Source organism: Variovorax sp. 10N420, from assembly GCF_056394705.1.
On the sequence record NZ_JBFTIJ010000013.1, the window covers coordinates 54245 to 73767 of the forward strand.

The window sequence follows — 19523 nt, forward strand, 5'->3', positions numbered from 1 at the left end:
GGAGGCACTCGGCTGGACGCGCTCATCAGGCTCGTTCGAGCGGGCGCGCATCTTGCATTTAGCGCCGTCGCCGACTTCATTGCGTCGTGCGGCAGTCGCCCTGTCGGAGGTTCCGTTCGGGCGACTCTGGTGGCTCAGAACAAGGAGACTTCGATGCGAATTTCCGGGCATTTCCACGGGCGCCTTTGGCGTTGTTTGGCGCCGGCGCTCCTCGCGTTGCCAGCCTTGGCATTTGCGAACGCCGATGTCGAGAAAAACATCGCCAACTCGAAGAACTGGGCGATGCAGGCTGGGGACATGTACAACCAGCGCTACAGCAAGCTCAAGCAGATCAACGCCGGCAATGTCGGCAAGATGCAGGTCGCGTGGACCTTCTCCACCGGCGTGCTGCGCGGGCATGAAGGTTCGCCGCTGGTCATCGACAACATGATGTTCCTGCACTCGCCGTTCCCGAACAAGGTCTTCGCGATCGATCTCGATTCGCAGAAGATCGTATGGAAGTACGAGCCCAAGCAGGACCCGGCGGTGATCCCGCAGATGTGCTGCGACACGGTGAACCGCGGGCTGGCGTATGCCGAGGGCAAGGTATTCCTTCAGCAGGCCGACAGCAATCTCGTCGCGCTCGACGCCAAGACCGGCAAGGTCGTCTGGACCGTGAAGAACGGCGACCCGAAGCTGGGCGCCGTCAACACCAACGCGCCTCACGTCTTCAAGGACAAGGTCATCACGGGCATCAGCGGCGGCGAGTGGGGGGTACGGGGCTTCCTGGCGGCCTACGACATCAACAGCGGCAAGCAAGTCTGGAAGGCCTACAGCACCGGGCCCGATGCCGAAATGCTCATGGACCCCGACAAGACCATGACCTGGACCGACGGCAAGATGGCACCCGTCGGCAAGGACTCCTCGCTGAAGACCTGGCAAGGCGATCAGTGGAAGCTCGGCGGCGGGACCACGTGGGGTTGGTACAGCTACGACAAGGCCCTCAATACGGTGTACTACGGCACCGGCAATCCGTCGACCTGGAACCCCTCGCAACGCCCCGGCGACAACAAGTGGTCCATGACCATCTTCGCGCGTGACGTCGACACCGGCATGGCCAAGTGGGCCTACCAGATGACGCCTTTCGACGAGTGGGACTTCGACGGCATCAACGAAATGATCCTGGCCGACATCGACGTCAAGGGCAAGCCCACCAAGGCGCTCGTGCACTTCGACCGCAACGGCTTCGGCTACACGCTGGACCGCGTGACCGGCGCATTGCTGGTGGCCGAAAAGTACGACCCGCAAGTGAACTGGGCCACGAAGGTCGACATGAAGACAGGCCGCCCGCAAGTGGTGTCCAAGTACTCCACCGCGCAGAACGGACCGGACGTCAACAGCAAGGGCATCTGCCCGGCAGCGCTTGGCTCCAAGGACCAGCAGCCGGCCGCCTTCGACCCGGAGACCAAGCTCTTCTACGTGCCGACGAACCACGTGTGCATGGACTATGAGCCGTTCAAGGTCGAGTACACAGCAGGCCAACCGTACGTCGGTGCCACGCTCTCCATGTATCCGGCTCCGAACAGCCACGGTGGCATGGGCAACTACATCACCTGGAACGCCAGCACCGGCAAGATCGTGCAGAGCCATCCGGAGAAGTTCTCGGTCTGGAGCGGTCCGCTCAACACCGCTGGCGGCATCTCCTGCTACGGCACGCTCGAGGGCTACCTCAAGTGCGTGGACAAGAAGAACATCAACAAGGAACTGTTCAAGTTCAAGACCCCCTCCGGCATCATCGGCAACGTGTTCACGTACGAGCACAAGGGCAAGCAGTTCATTGGCGTGTTCTCCGGCATCGGTGGCTGGGCCGGCATCGGCATGGCCGCAGGCCTCGAGAAAGACCAGGATGGCCTGGGCGCCGTAGGTGGCTATAGGGAGCTCAACCAGTACACCGAACTCGGAGGCTCCCTGACCGTGTTCGCCCTGCCCGGCGGCAACTGAACGTGAGAGGGGCCCGTAGGGCCAGATCCGGAGATGGCAGCCGACCGGTTGCCATCTCTTCATTCAGACGAAAACAAGGATCTCGCAACATGAGTTCAAGGAAGGCTTTGCTTATCGCCGGCGCACTGCTGATCTTGGCGGGCGCTGCTCATTCCGACGACAAGCCGCCCCTGTACAAGGTGGTCGATGGTTACAAGGTGGACAGCGAGACGATGAAGGGCTTCCGCGCCTGGCGAGCGGCCGCTTGCGACCGTTGCCACGGCGCGAACCAGGAAGGACTGGTCGGGCCGTCGCTGGTGATCAGCCTGAAGACTCTGTCGAAGGAGGACTTCATCAAGACCGTGACCAACGGCCGGCTGGAAAAAGGGATGCAGAGCTTCGGCAACAGTCCGATGGTCATGGACAACATCAACCAGCTCTACGCCTATCTCAAAGGCAGGTCCGACGGCGCAATCACGCGCGCGAAGGTCGAAGAGATCAAATGACCCACGCAGGCTCTCATCAACGCAAGCTCGCGGCCATCGCCATCGCGCTGGCAGCGCTGACGGCCGGCGCTGCCGCGCAGGATCCGCCGGCGGCACGCACCGCATTGCGCGTCTGCCAGGACCCGAACAACCTGCCCTTTTCAAACGTCAAGGGCGAGGGCATCGAGAACAAGATCGCCGAAGTGTTCGGAAAGTCGCTGGGTCTCCCGGTGGTCTATTACTCGTTTCCGCAGCGCCTGGCCTTCATCCGGAACACATTGAAGTTCAAGCTTCCAGGCCAGGAATATCCTTGCGACATCGTGATCGGCGTGCCCGCGGAATATGACCAGGTGTCCGCCACCAAGCCCTACTACCGATCGACGTACGCGCTGGTCTTCCCGAAGGGCAAGGGCCTGGACCAGGTGGCATCGGGCGAGGACTTCCTGAAGGTTGATCCGGCGAAGCTGAGCAAGATGCGCATCGGCATCTACGACCGTTCGCCCGCATCGGCCTGGCTCGCCAAACACAAGCTCGTCGACCAGGGCGTTCCCTACCCCGTGATGAACGCGGACCCGGATCAATACCCCGGCGAAATCATCGAAAAGGACCTCGCGGCGGGCAAGATCGACGTCGCCATTGTCTGGGGGCCGATTGCCGGCTACTACGCCCAGCGCGTGAAGACGCCCGAGCTCGCGGTGATCCCGCTGAAGTCCGAGCCCGGTGTGCAGTTCGACTACCAGATCGCCATGGGCGTGCGCTACGGAGAGCGCGAATGGAAACAGCAGGTCGAAGGCCTGATCGAATCCAACCGATCGCAGATCCAGGCAATCCTGAAGGACTACGGCGTACCGGTCGTCGACGCCTCTTACTCTTACGTTCCTCCGAAGCAATAGCGCTTCCCTCTCCCGATGAACGCAAACCCCGTGCTGAGACTGGCGCTCGCATTGATCCTGGGGATGCCGTGGCTGGCCTTCGCGGCGACCGATTACTCGGTCGCCGAGCAGGCGATTTTCATGGACGACCATCTCGGCAAGCTGCGGCCGCCGCTCACCCTGCACTACGTCTTCCGCAAGACCGGAACGCTGGAAGAGCCCTTCGACGACAAGGTCAACCTTCTGCTGACTGCGGAGCCCGACGGCAAGTGCTGCGCCGTTCGCGCGGAGTTCTTCAGCGGCGCCCGCGCTGTGCAGCAGCCAGAGGTGGAAAGCGCCCGAGGCAACCCCGCGATCCTGTACTTCCTCGAACGCGATATTCGCGAGATGCAACGCCTGACCAAGGGCCAGCCGAGCTACTTTCGCAAGCGCATTCGCATGGCGGTGTACCAGGGCGCCACGGTGCGCAACGTCAACCTGCCCTATCGCGGGCAGCCAGTGGCGGTGCGAGAGATCAGCGTCTCTCCCTACCTCGACGATCCGAACCGTCCGCGCTTCGAGAAACTGGCCAACAAGTCCTACGTCTTCCTGCTGTCGGACGCCGTGCCGGGCGGCCTCTACGGCATTCGCACAAGGGTTGACGCGCAATCCGCGGAAGCAGCACCATTGATGGTCGAGGAGATGCTTCTCGAAGGTGCCGGGCGCCAACCCTGACGGAACTCCCATGAAACGATCAATCACGACAATCGCCCTGCTGGGCTGGTGCACCTTGTCGATGGCCGCGGCCCCCACTCCAGTCAATGACTTTCCGACGCTGGACCGGGTGCAATACGTGCAGGAGTGCATGCGTGCGCACCCCGGGCCGACTTACGAGATGACGTCCAAGTGCTCATGCACGCTCGACGCCATCGCGAGCAGCGTGAAGTACAAGGATTACGTGACGATGAGCACGATCACCAAGGCCATGTCCATCGGCGGCGAACGTGGCGGCGCAATCCGCGACGTGCCGTCGTACGAGCCCGAGATCAAGCGTTTGCGCGAGCTCCAGGCCAAGGCCGAGAAAGGCTGCTTCATCACCGCCGGCCCGAAGTAGTTGCATCATGCCGGGCATCCCGCGTTCGATGCCGCTCCTGCTTGCCGGGATGGTGCTGGGCGCTTGCTGCGCAGCCGCGCCGGCGCCGGATTCCGAGGCCGTGCTGGCAATCACCGAAGTGAAGCCTGGCGTGTTCGTGCATGCCGGCATGCTGGACGACTGGGGGCCGGGCAACGGCGGCGACGTGGCCAACCTCGGCTTCATCGTCGGCCGGCGTTGCGTCGCAGTGATCGACACCGGGGGCACGCCGGCGGTCGGCCGGGCGCTGCTCGCCTCGATCGAACGCACCACACCGCTGCCCATATGCTGGGTGATCAACACGCATGCCCACCCCGATCACGTGCTCGGCAATGCGGCTTTCGTCAACGCGGGTTCGACGGCTCCGCACTTCGTGGCCCATGCGCGCTTCACCCCCGCGCTGGCTGCGCGCGAGACCTACTACCTGAACGCGCTGGAACGCGACTTTGGCCTCCACCTGACCCACGCCTCGATCGTCTACCCGGACACGGCGGTGGAAACATCGCTCGACCTGGATCTTGGCGATCGCGTCGTCACGCTGCGTGCCTGGCCCACGGCGCACACCGACAACGACCTCACGGTCTACGACCAGCGCACACGCACGCTCTTCACCTCCGACTTGCTGTTCGTGCAGCACCTGCCCGTGATCGACGGCAGCCTTCGCGGCTGGCTGGCGGTGATGGCGGACCTCGCGCGCATACCGGCCGACACCGTCGTGCCCGGCCATGGGAGCGTCAGCACCGACGAGTCGGCCGTGCTGGCCACGCAGGCGAGCTATCTGGAGGCCCTCGCGCGCGACACGCGCTCTGCCATCCACGACCATCGGACGATTCAGCAGGCGGTCGACAGCATCAAGATTCCCGCCGGCTCGCACTGGCTGCTTGGCGAACGCTTTCATCGTCGAAACGTCACTGCCGCCTATGCGGAACTGGAATGGGAAGATATTCCACCCACCACCGCCGAGGCGCCGCCTCGATCGCCTTCCAGCCCGCAGAAGTCGAGACCATGAAAAGCTGGGTCGTCCGATGCTTCCTGATGCGCGCGGCAGCGAGCTTCACGCTGCTCGCTGCGGGCCTGTTCTGCACCGGAGCCTGGGCGGAGATCAAGACAGCCGACAGCCCAGAGGCCAATCCCGTGTGGCAGAAGGTGCGCGCGAGCCTGTTCCAGTCCCGGCCGATCGCCGCTGCCAGCCACGATGTGATCTCGCTCGTCGTGCCCGCGCGGGCCGAAGATGCCGCCATCGTTCCGATTGCCATCCACACCCGGCTACTGCAGACGCCCACGCGCTACATCGACAAGGTCTATCTGATCATCGACAACAACCCTTCGCCCATCTCGGCGATCTTCCAGTTCACGCCGCAAAGCGGGCGGGCGGATATCGAGACGCGCGTGCGCGTCGACGAGTACACCCACGTGCGCGCGATTGCCGAAACCAACGACGGCCGGCTGCACATGGCGACGGCCTTCGTCAAGGCCTCGGGCGGCTGTTCGGCGCCGCCCGGCAAGGACGCGCAGGCGGCGCTCGCGACCCTCGGCCGCATGAGACTGAGCGTCGAGGGCCATGCAGAGGACAACCAGCCGCAGCTCGCGCAACTCATGATCAGCCATCCCAACAACTCAGGCCTGGCGCTGGATCAAGTCTCCCGCCTCTACACGCCGGCGTACTTCGTGCGGCAGGTCAACGTCAGCTACGCGGGGGTGCTGGTGATGTCGGCAGACGTCGACTTCTCGATCAGCGAGAACCCGAACTTCCGTTTCTATTTCTTGCCGCGCGGGGACGGCGAGCTCAAGGCCGAGGTGATCGACTCGCACGACTTGCGATTCCAGAGCACGCTGAAGTACCGGCGTGCGCAATGACCGGAAGGTGCATGCGCATGTGGCTGGCCGCATGGATCACCGCAGCAGCCGCCACGACGCTGCTCGCCGCCTGTGCGGCGTCCGGAGCGGCACAGGCGCCCGCCGTCGCAGAGCCAGTGGCGCTCGCTGCCGGCGTCTACATGGTGCAGGGTGCGCCCGGCGGGGTCGACACCCGCAACCTGGGCCGTGTCGGCAATGCGGGCTTCATCGTCGGCAGCAACGGCGTGCTGGCCATCGACACCGGCACTTCCTATCGTCAAGGCGAGCAGCTGCTGGCGGCCATTCGCAGCGTGACCGACAAGCCTGTGCGGCTGGTCTTGATCACCCACGCGCAGAAAGACTTCCTCTTCGGCGCAGCCGCCTATCGCGAGCACGGAATCCCGATCCTCATGCATCGCCAAGCCGCGGCGCTGATGGCGTCGCGCTGCGAACGCTGCCTCAAGATGCTCAAGGAAACGCTCGGCGAGGAGGAGATGCGCGGCACCGTGATGTTCACGCCGGACCAGGAATTCGAGGCCACGCAGAGCATCGATGTGATCGACCGGCCCCTCCGGTTGATGTACTTCGGGCACTCCAGCGGCCCGGGCGACGTCACAGTGCTCGATGCGGCTTCCGGCGTGCTGTTCGCCGGCGGCCTGCTCGACCATGGGCGCATCCCCGACCTACAGGACGGCGATCTCGAAGGCTGGTCGAACGCGCTGCAGGCCCTGAGAGCGCTGCCGGTCAAGGTCATCGTGCCCGGCCACGGGCCTCCGGCATCCATCGGGGACATCGACGCACAGCTTCGCTACTTTGCTCAACTGCAGGTGCGCGTGCAGGAATTGCTGCGCGCCGGCACCGCCCTCAGTGAGGTTCCCGATGCGGCGGCACTACCGGAATTCGCGCGCTGGGACCAGTACGAGAGCCTTCACCGGCGCAATGCGTCGATCCTGTTCGTGCGTCTGCAACGCGCGCAGTTGGAACGATGAGGAGCGAGACCCGCCTCAACAGCAGCCCACCATGCTGCGTCGCCACTGTCCGAGATAGGCGCCGCCTGGCGTCGGCATTCGTTGCAGGTCGGCGAACAGTCCGCTTCGGCGTTCGCCGCCGGCGGTGAGCAACGTCCGGTAGCTCTTCAGATCGTCGTCAGTCAGCGCCGTCGGCACGGCGAGTCCGCTTTTGTCGGCCGCAAGAGGCTGCGCGCCCAACGCGATCGTGCTTCCCAGCCCCGCGTAGAGACAACGTTCACCGAAGGCCTTCTGTAGCGCAGTGAATGTCGGTTCGCCGGTGCAATGGCCTGGTGCCACATAGGCGACCTTGAACGTGTCCCGCAGCGTCGTGATGGTGGTCTCGATCTCCGGATCCTTGGCGACCACGAGATGGAGACCACCGACGACGAACTGGATCTTCGGCTGGATCGCCACAGCCGCCTTGACGATCCTGTCGATGCCCGTGTGCGAGCAGCCTACCAGGATCACCATGCCGTCGGGTGCCTCCACCGCCAACGAGAGTTCGCGCAACTCGAGCGTGCCGGGCTTGTCGGACACCAGTGAAATCAGGTGGATTCCCGGCGCGATCATCGTGGGCTTGTCGACCAGTTCGATATTTGCTTTCGGCCAAGCACTTCCGAAGCGCATCACGTCAGGCGGCCTGCCGCCGTAATAGCGCTGCTCGGCCGGCAAGGACTCGTCCTTGCGAAAGAACGTGCTCGGGAGGTCGGCACCATAGACGCCGAAGCCTTCCTTGGGCGCGTAGATCCTGACCTTCGGATTGACGCTGAGCAGGTAGCCCATGCCTCCCATGTGGTCGCCGTGCCGATGCGACATCACGACAAAGTCGAGCCTCGCGAGATCCACGCCCATCACCGCCGCGTTCTTCGCCAACACGTCGGCGTTGTTGCCGGTGTCGAACAAGATGCGCCGCCCGTCGGCCTCCACGAACGCGGCATAGCCCCAGTCCTTCTGCAGCGCCGGATCTCTACTGAAAGCGTCGTAGCGCACCGTGATTTGCGCTTTCGTGGAGCGGCTGGTGTCGGGCGGTGTCGGGCTTGCGCAAGAAGCAAGCAGCAAATTTTGCGCTGCAAGCGTGGTGGTGATGAAGTCTCGACGCTTCATGACGACCTCCTGTTTTGGCGGGCGAACTCAATTGGCACCTCAGCGCCAGGACGCGGCGCTCATTTGGCGCCAAGCCGCTTCTCAAATCAAGAGATGGCACTGAGCCGGCGCGAGTTGGCCGGTTCGCGAAACACCAGCGGATGCTCCACGGCCTGCGCCGAGGTCAAGGCACCGGCGCGTTCGACGGCCTCGAGCACCCGATGGTGGTCCGGACTCTTCACGCAAGCGGGATCGGCAACGGCCGGATCGTTTGCCAGCATGTAGGCCTGGCAGCGGCATCCGCCCAGGTCCTGCTCGCGGAATTCGCAGCTCACGCACGGCTCCTTCATCCAGCCGGTGCCGCGATAGCGGTTGAAGCCCTCGGAGTTGAACCATATTTCGCGCAGGTTGTGCTCGCGCACGTTGGGAAAGCTCAGGCCCGGCAGCATCTTCGCGGTGTGGCACGGAAGCGCTGTGCCGTCCGGCGTGACGTTGAGGAAGGTGCTGCCCCAGCCATTGACGCAGCGCTTGGGCGTGCCCTCGTGATAGTCCGGCGCGACGAAGAAGATGCGCATGCGCTCGCCCATCCGCGCCCGCCAGAGGTCGGTCGTGCGCTCGGCCTGCTTCAACTGCTCATGCGTCGGCAACAACTGGTCGCGGTTGAGGAACGCCCATGAGTAGTACTGGGTATTCGCGAGTTCCAGATACTCGGCGCCGAGCTCGGCCGCCATGGCGATGATGCGATCGACGTGGTCGATGTTCATGCGATGGATCACCACGTTCATCACCATCGGCCAACCCTCGTCCTTGATGATTTTCGCGACCCGGCTCTTCAGCTCGAAGGTCTTCGTGTGCGAGAGAAAGTCGTTCATCTCCTTCGTGGAATCCTGGAACGACAACTGAACATGATCGAGTCCGGCTGCCTTCAGCGCCGCGGCGCGCGCCGCGGTCAGGCCAACGCCCGAGGTCAGCAGATTGGTGTAGTAGCCCAGCCGATGCGCTTCGCCCGTAATGGTCTCGAGGTCGTCGCGCACGAGCGGCTCGCCGCCCGACAGGCCGAGTTGCACCGCGCCCAGTTCGCGCCCCTGTCGCAACACCCGCAGCCAGTCGTCCGTGTTGAGTTCTTCCTCCTGGCGCGCGAAGTCGATCGGGTTGTAGCAAAAGACGCAATGCAGCGGGCATCGGTAGGTCAGTTCCGCCAGCAACCACAGCGGAGGCCCGGGCGTTGCCGCCGGTGGTGCGTGTTGCATCAGTCCCATGCGAGCCACCGTTGCTTGCCGGCGAGTTCGATGAAGGCCAGCACATCGTCACTCAGATCGCCGGTCGAGAAAGCCTGCTCCAGCTCGCCGACGATGGCCGCCACGCTGCGCTCGCCGTCGCAGCGTTTCATGATCTCGCCACCGCTCTGATTCAGCTTCACCATGCCCTCGGGGTAGAGCAGCACATGCGCGTTCTGCGCCGGCTCCCACTGCAGGCGGAAGCCCGTACCGACGCGAGGCCGGGAGGAAGTGCTCGGCGGCGTCACGAAGCCACTCCGTATTTCTGCGCCATCGCATCGTTCATGGCCCACAGGATGTCGAGCTTGAGCTGCAGCACCTCCAGCGCCCGTTCCTGCAACGGCCGGGTCGTGAAATGGGCAAGCGTGATCGCCAGTCCCTGTTCCACGTCGCGCCGCGCCTGGCTCACCCGATCACGAAAGTACGCCATCCCCTCCGGATCGATCCAGGGATAGTGTTCGGGCCAGTTCGCCAGCCGTTGCTTGTGGATCTCGGGGGCAAAGAGTTCGGTGAGCGACGAGCAGACAGCCTCCTGCCAGGGCGCGCGCCGCGCGAAGTTCACGTAGGCATCGACCGCGAAGCGCATTGCCGGGGCCACGTGGCGCAGGTCGAGCACCTCTTCGCGCGTGAGGCCCACGGCGGTGGCGAGTCGCAGCCAGGCTTCGATGCCGCCTTCGTCGCGCACGCCGTTCAACTCGAAGCCGTCGTGATCCAGGATGCGCTGCACCCAGCCCCTGCGGACCTCGCGCTCGGGGCAGTTGGACAACACCGCCGCATCCTTGATCGGGATCGCGATCTGGTAGTAGAAGCGGTTCGCCACCCAGCCACGCACCTGCTCGCGCGTCGCGCGACCGCTGTTGAGCATGACGTTGAACGGATGGTGGATGTGATACGCACGGCCGCGCTCGCGCAGCTTCGCTTCGAATTCGTCCCGCGACCATGCATCGGTGCTTTGAGTCATATGCAGATCTGCATGTTGTCCTCGCAGACCTCGATGCCGGCGTGCGTCAGCGTCGCGCGTTCGGGAGAGTCTTCGTCGAGGATCGGATTGGTGTTGTTGACATGGATGAGCATGCGCCGCGTGCGCGTCGGCAGCCTGACCATCCACTCCAGCATGCCGCCCGGACCCGACTGCGGCAGGTGGCCGATGTCCCGGGCCGTCTTGGCGCTGAGGCCGAGGCGGGGCATTTCGTCATCGGTCCAGAACGTGCCGTCGACCAGCACGCAATCAGCGAGCGACATGGCGTCGAAGACGGCCGGCGTGATCTGCCCGAGCCCTGGCGCGTAGAACGTGGTCTTGCCGCTGCGATCGTCGGAGATCAGCATGCCGATGTTGTCGCCCTCCACCGGCCTGTCCCGGTGCGGAGAGTAAGGCGCGGCCTTGCTCGACAGCGGCAACGCGCGGAAGCTCAGGTCGGCAACGCCGGCCACGGCGAACCGGCTGCCGTCCAGCGCGATGCAATGCCGCTCCACGCCACAGTAGTGGCCCAGGACGCGCAGCACGGGGTTTCCCTGCCTCAGGTCCTCATCGACCGGGTCGGTACACCACAACGGCAGCGCTCCATTGCGTTCGCGCAGCATGAAAAGACCGGTCGCATGATCGATCTGGCCATCCATCAGCACCACGCCGGCGATGGCCGTATCGCGAACCGAACGCGCAGGCTGCAGCGCAGGCTTGCTGCGGATCTGCTCGAGGATGTCGGGGGATGCGTTGAACAGCACGCCATCCACGCCGCCATCAGGGCGCACGAAGATCGACGATTGGGTGCGTGCCTTGGCGTTCAACGTGCCTGCGCGCAGGCCCGCGCAGTTGCGGCAATTGCAGTTCCACTGCGGAAAGCCACCACCTGCAGCCGAACCGAGGACAGTGATGCGCATCGGTGGCGTCGAAGGCCCCGACCCGTTGCGGCCAGGCCGGCACTCCGAAGACGAGTCCTGCGGAGCGCCGAGCGTGCCGTGACCCGGGTCAGCGGGCGGCGATGTACATCGTGATTTCGAAGCCGAGACGCAAGTCAGTCGCAGTAGGGGTTGTCCATTGCATAGAGGTCTCCTATGAGGATGACACGGGCGCCATGTGGCGCCGCGGGGATTGTTCTCTTCCCGTGAGCCATGGTCTCCCCTGGCGCTCCATTGGCACAGCCGCCGGATCATGATTGCGGGCTCATGATTTTCATGAATCGAACGCGCACAGCGCGGCGAGCCGCTACCATGACCCGCGTGTGTGTGCCAACCGGGCCCCGCGTCCGCTCATGAGCCTTCGGCTGAAGATCAACCTGATCGTCCTTGCGCTGACTGTTCTCTTCGCAGCAACCGTGCTCGCGCTGGAGATACGCAGCATGCGCGAGTCCGTGAACGAGGAAGTGGTGGCGGCCAACCGCGTCGCCGCACTGCTGCTGCAGGGCACCGCGGTGCGCTACGCAGCGCAGGGCACGCCGGCGATGCTGGCCTTCCTCCAGAGCATCGGACGGATTCGCTCGAACGATCTCACGCTGTTCGACGCGCAAGGCAAGGAGTTGTACCGCTCACCGCCGCCCACCTACAAGGCCGGACGAGACGCGCCCGATTGGTTCGGTGAGCTGATTGCGCCACCGCCGTCGGTGCAAGCCATCGCGTTCCCCGACGGCAAGCTGGTCGTGCGCGCGAATGCCACCCGTGCCGAGGTCGATGCCTGGGACTACGTGGTGACCCTCGCCGCGGGTGTGCTCGGATTTCTGGTCGTGGTCAACGCCATGGTGTTCTGGCTGGTCGGGCGGGCGGTGCGGCCCTTCGGCCAGATCGTGCAGGCGCTGAACCAGTTGCAGGCCGGGCGCTTCGACTCGGCACTCCCGCCACTGGCCGGGACCGAGGCCGCAGCGATCGGCGCGGCCTTCAACCGCATGGTCCGTGAGTTGCAGGGGCACATCGAGACAGAGCGCCGCGCGGTGCGGGCCGAACTGCAGCTCTCCGACAGCCGGGATCTCACGCAATGGATCGACAAGCACATCGAAGCCGAACGCCGCATGATCGCGCGTGAACTGCACGACGAGCTCGGCCAGTCGGTGACGGCGATGCGCAGCATGGCGCTGTCGATCGCCACGCGCGTGCACTCGTTCGATCCGCAGGCCGAACAGGCGGCGCGCCTGATTGCCGACGAGTCCTCGCGCTTGTACGACGCGATGCACGGCATCATCCCGCGCCTGACGCCACTGGTGCTGGACAACTTCGGGCTGGCCGAAGCATTGAACGACCTGGCGGAGCGCACTCAACGCGTCCACGCCGACGTGCAGATCGCCCTGAAGGTCGAACTGGCCGATGCGGCGCCGTGCGCCGACGTGTCGCTTGCCTTGTATCGGGCGGCGCAGGAGGGGATCACCAACGCGCTGCGCCACGGTCAGGCCCGCCATCTGCAGCTCAGCGTGGAACAGCACGCCGGCGATGTGACGCTGGACCTTGTCGACGACGGCAACGGCATGCCGCCCGAGGATCCCCGGCGCGCCGGCCACTACGGACTGCGTTGGCTTGCCGAACGCGTGGAGGGCCTGGGCGGCGCCGTGAGAATAGAGCGCGCGGTGCCTCGCGGCGTGCGGCTGCACGTGCGCCTGCCGATGTCCACCCGCAAGGAGGCTGCATGATTCGCGTGTTGCTGGTCGATGACCACAAGCTGGTGCGCATGGGTTTTCGCATGCTGCTGGCGGATGCACAGGTTGAAGTGGTGGGAGAGGCTGAAAGCGGCGAGCAAGCCTGCGTCGATTACCCGCGCGTCAAGCCGGACGTGGTGGTGATGGATCTCTCGATGCCCGGCATGGGCGGCCTGGAGGCCGTCCGGCGGCTTCTGGCGCAAGACCCAAAGGCTCGCGTGCTCGCCCTGTCGGCCCATGAGGACACTGCCCATCCACGGCGCGTGCTGCGCGCCGGGGCGCTTGGCTACCTGACCAAGCGCAGCGCGCCCGATGCACTGATCGCCGCAGTGACTGCGGTGGCACGCGGCGAACGCTACGTCGATGCCCAGACAGCACAGGCCCTGGCGCTGACACAGCTCGAAGGCTCCGCCAGTCCGGCCGACACGCTGAGCGAGCGCGAGTTCTCGGTCTTCATCCAACTGGCTCATGGCCAAAGCGTGGCGCAGATCGCCGAGACACTGAACCTGTCGCCGAGCACGGTCGGCACGCACCTCTACCACGTCAAGCAGAAGCTGGGCGCGAGCAACCAGTCGGAGCTGACGCTCGTCGCGCTGCGCTGGGGACTGATCCAGGCCTGAAAGAAGAACCGCTCACAGGTCGAGGATCGGCCATCCGGATGCCTCGGCGTGCGCACGCAGTCGTTCGTCCGGGCAAACCACCACGGGGTGCGAGACGGCATTGAGCAATGGCAGATCGCCCATGGCGTCCGAATAGAACCACGACTGCCCGAATTCGGCCAGGCCGTGCCGTGACCCAGATGGCTGCATGGCGAGCCAATCATTGACGCGCGTCACCTTGTGCTGCCGATAGCAGGGCTCGCCATCGATCTCTCCGGTGAAAGGGGCACCCTCCACACCATCCACGGTGGCGGGGCGCGTGGCCACCAGTTGATCGATGCCGAACAGGCGGGCGATCGGGCGGGAAATCAGTTCCGTCGTCGCCGTGACGATGGCGCACAGGTCACCCTTGCGCTGGTGACGCTTCACGAGCGCCAGGGTCGATGCCGGTATGCGCGAAGCCGTCTCGATTTCGAATTCACGTTGCCACTGCGCCAGCGTCGCGCGCGGAACCTGCAGCAGGGGTTGCATGTTCGCGCGGTGCATCGCATGGATGTCGAGCGTGCCTGCGATGTATTCGTGACAGTAGGCCAGGTAGCGCGCTTCGGCCTCGGCCGGCAGGATGCTTTTGCGTATGAGGAACTGCGTCCAGGCCATGCCGCTGTCGAAGGGGATCAGCGTGAGATCCAGATCGAACAGGGCGAGATCGCGGGAGACGGTGCGAGGACCCTTATCGGGCAATGATGATCTCCCCTCTTCCGTCCGCCGCCAAGTCGCCCAGGTGCCGTTCGGTGCGCCGTGCGGCCAGCGCTGCGAAGGGTCCGCCATGGCGCGCAAGATCACGCGCCAGCAGTTGCCAGAAGACCTCCGCCCCGCCGAGCGCGGGAACGAAGGTCGAGGAAATGTCCGAAGGTTCGGGCTCGCGGGCGAACACGACGCTGCCGCGTCGCATGCCCCAGCCCACATGTGCCCCGGCACGCCCGCCGATGGCGACGGTGCCGGCCACCAGGCGAGACGCGAGGAAGTCGCCGGCATTCCCATGGACGATGGCGCTGCCACGCCGCATGCGATCCCCGAATCGGGCACCGGCATGGCCCTTGACGACGAAGGTGCCGCCACGCATGCCGTCCATGCTGCCTGGCAGGGTGCACGCCGCGAAATCATCCACGTCGCCCTGCACCGTGAAGCTGCCGCCTGCCATTTCGCACGCGGCCAGCAAACCGGCCCGGCCTTCGACGACGAGCTCGCCCGCGCTCATGCAGCCGCCGGCATAGTGCCCGACGTTCCCGACCACGCGGATACGGCCTGCCGCCAGTTGCCAGCCCACCCGATCGAAACGCGACAGGTCGCCCTCGAAGATGAGCGAATCGCCATGGTCATGCGAATCGATCCGAAAGAACTCGGCCAGAGCAAGCCTTGCATTGCCGTATCCCAACTGCAGCCGTTCGACTTCGGCCGCCGAAAGTCCGGCCAGCGAGGTCGGCATCACGCCGCGCAGGTCCACCCGAAGCACAGGCGATGCCTTGAGCGTCAACCGCCAGCCGGTCATGGCCCGCCCTCCCCCAGCAGCCTGTGCAGATGGAAGTGGAACGGACCGAGCTTGCCGCCGTAGTTGCCGGCCGCGATGCGCAGCAATCCATTGGCAGCACCCCATGCGATGCCGGCCTGCATGCCCACGCGCATCGCCGCGCCGACGTCGGCTTCGGTCAGGCCATCGATCACGATCTCCATCACGCACCGCGTTTGCGGCGTCAGTTCGCTGTGCGCCACCAGGCCATGCAGGCTGGGGCAGAACGCATCGTTGGTCGACGCGTTGAGCGCGGCGTATTTGCTGCCCACCTTGGAGCCGGAGCGCACCACCCCCCCGGGGAAGGGCATGATCACATTGCGAAGCGCCTTCATCGCTCGCACGGCGGCCTCTGCGACGGCCAGCGCGCTGTCGGTGTCGCTGCACAGCAGCAGCAGGTTGCCGCCGCCCACGCCCTTCACCACCGCCGTGGTTTCCTGCGCAACGAACTCGCCATCCATCACCGGAACCCGCCAATAGCGGACGCCGTCAATCACCTTGGAGATCTGCCAGCCATCGCCGAAGAAGCGCAGGTTCTGTCCCAGCGCGATCGCCTCGCCTTCGGCGATGCCAGCGTAGACAGCCGTCGTCGGGCAGGTCAGTACGCATTGGCCGACACGCCGCTCGACCTGCTTGGCCAACTCCTTGCCCGACATCGAGAAGATCAGCACGCTCAGGCCTGGCCGTCCGTCGGGCGTCTCTTCGGAGCCGAGTTCGCGTTCGATGCCAGCCTCGCACCCGCAGGCAATCACCGAAGTCGCAAACCCGGTCGCCGACACCGCCGCGTGACGCGCCCAGGTGGCGTTGTGCGCGGTGATGACGATGCGCGTGGCCTTCATCGGAAAGGCTTCGGCAAAGCCATCGTCGATCTGTACGCCGTTGCGTATCAATGCATCGCTCACTGGGCAACCTCCGTGCTTCGCACTGCGGTGCGAGCTTGCTTGGAGCGGTCCGGCGCGGCGCTCATGAGACGCTCTTGAAGCACGCCGCCGGCAGAAGGCGCCCGCCATTGCAGCAACGGCACAGCTCGTCGTGCCCGATCGCAATGTGGTCGAAGCTCACGGAACCGTGCGACGCAAGATGCCGGCGCAAGGTCTTCTCGACACCGCGGTCGTAGTCCGGCTGGACGAAGTGCGTTCCGCCAACCGGCACCGCAGTGACGCGCCCTGCCCGCGCCACCAGTTCGCCATCCTTGAAGACGCACTCAGGCGTGGAGAACATGGCTTCGCGGTCAATCTGCTCGCGGTAGACCGCGATGTCTGCCGCTCCGCCCACGCCCAGGTGGCCGCGATCGCGCAGGCCCAGCAGCCTCGCCGGTGCGGCTCGCGTCATGATGGCGATCTCCCGTAGCGTCAACTCGCGCGCGATCGAACGCAGCGCGCAGTTCGCGACAACGTCCGGATGCAACCTGGCCAATTGCTCCTCGCGGAAGCTGCGATCCATGAGCAGGCGGATGAGGTGCGGGTAGCTGGTGAACGGTCCGCCGTTGGGATGGTCCGTGGTCAGCACCACGCGCCACGGGTCCGTGACAAGCAGGAAGATTTCCAGGCCGATGACCCACTGCAATGCATTCACGTAGCTCTGCTCGCGGTACTTGAACGGAACGACGCCGCAACCGGCCTCGCATTCGATGTCGCTGCCCGCCCACTTGCGCGGGCTGGCGAGTCCCGATTGGGCATGTTGACGCATCGAGTCGGCCGAGGCGGTGACGGTCTGGCCGAACATGATCTGTCCCACATCAATGCTGATGTTCGGGTTGGCATTGACCGCCTCCGCAAGTTGCAGTGCCGCCGATGAGAACTTCCTGGGTCCTTCGGTGCCGTAGGCGTGGAACTGCACATGCGTCAGGTGTGCGGGCAAGCCTTCGAGCGCCTGGATGGTCTGAAGGGTCGATTCGATGTTGCCCGCCACGCCCAGGTTGCTGCCATGGATGTGCAGCGGGTGCGGTACGCCGAGTTCCCGCAGGGCGCGTGCCAGCGTGTGCACGACTTGGCGCGGCGTCACCTGCCAGTGGACATGGCGCTCGTCGACGTCCAGCTTGCGCTGGTTGAACTTGAAGGCCGAGATGCCTGCGGGGTTGACCACCTTGACGCCCATGGCCTTGGTGGCGTGCATCGTCCAGCCCATGTAGTCGCGGATCGTCTCGAAGTTGTGGCCGGCCTCGCCGCCCTTGGCCAGCAGTTCGAGGAACAGCTCGTCATTGCCGAGCATCACATAGGCGCCATGGTCGAGGATCGGCGTGTCGCCCATCTCCATGTGCGCCTGGCGTGCGTTGCTCGCGATCATGGCCGGCTCGAAGGCTGCGGTGTAGCCCATCTCGACGTAGCGGTAGCCGGTGGCCAGCGTGCCGGGCGCGCAGCCGCCGCAGGACGCGAGTTCGAGCGGATTGCCGGGAAGCCCGATCGGATTGCCCTCGGCACGACGGTCCTCGGGCATCAGCAGGCGCGCCAGGTTGATCTTGCCACCGCCAATGTGCGTGTGCATGTCGATGCCGCCTGCCATCACGACGCATCCGGTCGCGTCGATCTCGGCATCGACCGGATCGCGCGCGTCGAGCGCGGCGATGCGTCCGTCCTGCACGCACAGATCGCGGATCGTGTCCGTGGGCTGCGTCGGATCGATGATCCTGCCGCCGCGAAGGCGAAGGCTGCTCATCGGCCGGCCTCCGCGTGCAACGCCGACACGCGCTGCGTGATGCTGCCGAGCACATCGCAAAGCATCGGCAAGGTGTCGCGATAGACCGGAACCAGCGGCAGCACCGCGCCGCCGTCGGCCCGAAAGAGGTGGCCGGGCGATCCGATGCCCGGTGTCGATACCGGAATGAAGATGCTCCCGGCGCGCCCAGCCGACGAAGCCAGATCGGGGTGCCCCAGCACGATAAGCGGCAGGGCCGTCGCGGGCGGCGTACAGGTGGCGTCGAAGCTCGAAATCCACAGCAGGCAGTCCACGGCCCCGTCCGCCAGCAGGCGCATGGCGTCGAAGCACAGCGGTTCGTGCTCCAGCCCGCCCGGGCCCGCACGCGAGCGCAAGGGCAATCCCGACGACCAGGTGAACACCTCGTTGACCGTGCGTGCGCCATTGCCGCCGCCGAGCCACATCGCGCCTGCGCGGGTGGTGGCATTCAAGATGGCGACGATCCGATGGACGCCTTCGATGATCAATGCACCGTGCGCCGGCAAGCGGTCCGTCTGGCCGACGATCACGGCGTAGCGCGCGGCGCGCAACCGCTCGGACAACGCTGCGAGCGGCAAAGGAACGTCGCGCACGGCGCGCCGCGCCACAAGCGCCGATAGCAGTGCGACCGTCGAGAACAGGTCGCCATGCAGAGGGATGGATTCGGTCGTGATGCCGCGGTGGTGGGCCAATGCCGCGAGGCTCGCCGAATCGGTCGCCCCATTCCCCAGGCAGACCACATGCCGCTGCGGCACCAGGCTCTCCTCCCCCAGCCCAGAACGCGCAAAGAACTCTGCGGCCGCGCCGCCGGGCAGTTCACCGATGCAAACGACGAGATCGGCGCGCGTGCGCACCTCGGCCAGCGTGGTGGCAAAGCCGCCGCGATCCTGCAGCGCTCGCACGGACTGCATGAGCGCGTCGCCGCCGGCGGGGTCGCAGATTGCGCCCGTCTTGCAGGCCAGACGGTAGATCCCCCGGGCGCCCGCGACGTCGGTGCCCAGGCCGCCGACGAGTGGCTGTCGGCTCTCGGCCAGGACGCTGGAAGCGGCAGAGACTGCATGGGCCAGTTCAACAGCTTGCCCATCGATCAGCGGTCTCGCCGCGGAGGGCTTGCCCGAAAACTGCGCGAGACCTATGCGCGCACTCGCGCATTCGCCGTCGGCCAGTTCCAGTGTTGTGCCGGATGCGCTGGGCCGAACGCTCAGGTTGTCACAAAGCAACAGACAGAAAGGACAGGTCCAGCGCACCGCGTCCCCTTTCGTCGCCAGCAATGGTTCGGTCATCGCGCTGCTTCACGCAAGCGATGTGCCACGGCGCACCACGACCATCCCCGCCCCCGCGCGAACGGACGGCCGTCAGAAGTGAAACACTGTGTGGCGCGCCGTGTTTCAGTTCTGACCTGAGCGCACCATCGCAGGCCCGCATGGCAACCGT

At 65.4% G+C, this 19523-nt stretch carries 21 protein-coding genes; 10 read left to right on the forward strand and 11 right to left on the reverse strand.

The features are described 5' to 3' along the window. The first annotated feature begins 153 nt into the window (after window positions 1-153). The 8 genes from AC1DEK_RS25385 to AC1DEK_RS25420 all read left to right on the forward strand — a co-directional run bounded on the left by AC1DEK_RS25385 (window position 154) and on the right by AC1DEK_RS25420 (window position 7252). Window positions 154-1980: a methanol/ethanol family PQQ-dependent dehydrogenase gene (locus AC1DEK_RS25385; protein ID WP_478128076.1), complete on the forward strand. Its 1827-nt coding sequence runs from the start codon at window positions 154-156 to the stop codon at window positions 1978-1980. A gap of 89 nt (window positions 1981-2069) precedes the next feature. After that, complete coding sequence (locus tag AC1DEK_RS25390; RefSeq protein WP_478128077.1) at window positions 2070-2465, forward strand: c-type cytochrome; 396 nt, start codon at window positions 2070-2072, stop codon at window positions 2463-2465. Beyond that, window positions 2462-3337 (forward strand): substrate-binding domain-containing protein, encoded by an 876-nt coding sequence (locus AC1DEK_RS25395; protein ID WP_478128078.1) that lies wholly within the window; start codon window positions 2462-2464, stop codon window positions 3335-3337. The genes AC1DEK_RS25390 and AC1DEK_RS25395 overlap by 4 nt, the downstream gene beginning before the upstream one ends. A gap of 15 nt (window positions 3338-3352) precedes the next feature. Further along, window positions 3353-4030 carry a hypothetical protein gene (locus tag AC1DEK_RS25400; RefSeq protein ID WP_478128079.1) on the forward strand — a complete coding sequence of 226 codons (678 nt, stop codon included), beginning with the start codon at window positions 3353-3355 and terminating at the stop codon, window positions 4028-4030. Window positions 4031-4040: 10 nt separating this feature from the next. After that, a complete protein-coding gene (locus AC1DEK_RS25405; RefSeq protein ID WP_478128080.1) occupies window positions 4041-4409 on the forward strand; it encodes a hypothetical protein in 369 nt (122 codons plus the stop codon). Between the two features lie 7 nt (window positions 4410-4416). After that, entirely contained in the window at window positions 4417-5436 is a 1020-nt protein-coding gene (locus AC1DEK_RS25410; protein WP_478128081.1) for a quinoprotein relay system zinc metallohydrolase 2, read from the forward strand. After that, complete coding sequence (locus tag AC1DEK_RS25415; RefSeq protein ID WP_478128082.1) at window positions 5433-6284, forward strand: quinoprotein dehydrogenase-associated SoxYZ-like carrier; 852 nt, start codon at window positions 5433-5435, stop codon at window positions 6282-6284. The genes AC1DEK_RS25410 and AC1DEK_RS25415 overlap by 4 nt, the downstream gene beginning before the upstream one ends. Before the next feature lie 11 nt (window positions 6285-6295). Further along, window positions 6296-7252: an MBL fold metallo-hydrolase gene (locus AC1DEK_RS25420; protein WP_478128083.1), complete on the forward strand. Its 957-nt coding sequence runs from the start codon at window positions 6296-6298 to the stop codon at window positions 7250-7252. 15 nt (window positions 7253-7267) lie between these two features. Here the strand turns inward: AC1DEK_RS25420 and AC1DEK_RS25425 are convergent, their stop codons facing one another. The 6 genes from AC1DEK_RS25425 to pqqA all read right to left on the reverse strand — a co-directional run bounded on the left by AC1DEK_RS25425 (window position 7268) and on the right by pqqA (window position 11674). Then, window positions 7268-8377, reverse strand: a complete 1110-nt coding sequence (locus AC1DEK_RS25425) for an MBL fold metallo-hydrolase (protein WP_478128084.1) — start codon at window positions 8375-8377, stop codon at window positions 7268-7270. A gap of 86 nt (window positions 8378-8463) precedes the next feature. Further along, complete coding sequence (pqqE, locus tag AC1DEK_RS25430) at window positions 8464-9606, reverse strand: pyrroloquinoline quinone biosynthesis protein PqqE (RefSeq protein ID WP_478128134.1); 1143 nt, start codon at window positions 9604-9606, stop codon at window positions 8464-8466. After that, on the reverse strand, window positions 9606-9881 hold the full coding sequence (gene pqqD, locus AC1DEK_RS25435; RefSeq protein ID WP_478128085.1) for a pyrroloquinoline quinone biosynthesis peptide chaperone PqqD: 276 nt from the start codon (window positions 9879-9881) through the stop codon (window positions 9606-9608). The genes pqqE and pqqD overlap by 1 nt, the downstream gene beginning before the upstream one ends. After that, entirely contained in the window at window positions 9878-10594 is a 717-nt protein-coding gene (gene pqqC, locus AC1DEK_RS25440) for a pyrroloquinoline-quinone synthase PqqC (RefSeq protein ID WP_478128086.1), read from the reverse strand. Before pqqC ends, pqqD begins: the two co-directional genes overlap by 4 nt. Next, complete coding sequence (gene pqqB / locus AC1DEK_RS25445) at window positions 10591-11511, reverse strand: pyrroloquinoline quinone biosynthesis protein PqqB (protein WP_478128087.1); 921 nt, start codon at window positions 11509-11511, stop codon at window positions 10591-10593. Before pqqB ends, pqqC begins: the two co-directional genes overlap by 4 nt. Window positions 11512-11599: 88 nt before the next feature. Continuing rightward, on the reverse strand, window positions 11600-11674 hold the full coding sequence (pqqA, locus tag AC1DEK_RS25450; protein WP_478104087.1) for a pyrroloquinoline quinone precursor peptide PqqA: 75 nt from the start codon (window positions 11672-11674) through the stop codon (window positions 11600-11602). A gap of 208 nt (window positions 11675-11882) precedes the next feature. Here pqqA and AC1DEK_RS25455 point away from each other — a divergent pair, with 208 nt between their 5' ends. Next, the gene (locus AC1DEK_RS25455; RefSeq protein WP_478128088.1) at window positions 11883-13244 is read left to right on the forward strand and encodes an ATP-binding protein; all 1362 of its coding nucleotides are present in this window, start codon (window positions 11883-11885) and stop codon (window positions 13242-13244) included. Then, window positions 13241-13870: a response regulator gene (locus tag AC1DEK_RS25460; protein ID WP_478128089.1), complete on the forward strand. Its 630-nt coding sequence runs from the start codon at window positions 13241-13243 to the stop codon at window positions 13868-13870. Before AC1DEK_RS25455 ends, AC1DEK_RS25460 begins: the two co-directional genes overlap by 4 nt. Window positions 13871-13882: 12 nt before the next feature. Here the strand turns inward: AC1DEK_RS25460 and AC1DEK_RS25465 are convergent, their stop codons facing one another. The 5 genes from AC1DEK_RS25465 to AC1DEK_RS25485 form a co-directional block, all read right to left on the reverse strand. Continuing rightward, window positions 13883-14590, reverse strand: a complete 708-nt coding sequence (locus AC1DEK_RS25465; protein ID WP_478128090.1) for an HAD family hydrolase — start codon at window positions 14588-14590, stop codon at window positions 13883-13885. Beyond that, entirely contained in the window at window positions 14580-15398 is an 819-nt protein-coding gene (locus tag AC1DEK_RS25470) for a formylmethanofuran dehydrogenase subunit C (RefSeq protein WP_478128091.1), read from the reverse strand. The genes AC1DEK_RS25465 and AC1DEK_RS25470 overlap by 11 nt, the downstream gene beginning before the upstream one ends. Beyond that, entirely contained in the window at window positions 15395-16318 is a 924-nt protein-coding gene (fhcD, locus tag AC1DEK_RS25475) for a formylmethanofuran--tetrahydromethanopterin N-formyltransferase (RefSeq protein ID WP_478128092.1), read from the reverse strand. The genes AC1DEK_RS25470 and fhcD overlap by 4 nt, the downstream gene beginning before the upstream one ends. 61 nt (window positions 16319-16379) lie before the next feature. After that, window positions 16380-18071 carry a formylmethanofuran dehydrogenase subunit A gene (locus AC1DEK_RS25480; protein WP_478128093.1) on the reverse strand — a complete coding sequence of 564 codons (1692 nt, stop codon included), beginning with the start codon at window positions 18069-18071 and terminating at the stop codon, window positions 16380-16382. Further along, on the reverse strand, window positions 18068-19372 hold the full coding sequence (locus AC1DEK_RS25485; protein ID WP_478128094.1) for a molybdopterin-binding domain-containing protein: 1305 nt from the start codon (window positions 19370-19372) through the stop codon (window positions 18068-18070). Before AC1DEK_RS25485 ends, AC1DEK_RS25480 begins: the two co-directional genes overlap by 4 nt. Between the last annotated feature and the right edge of the window lie 151 nt (window positions 19373-19523).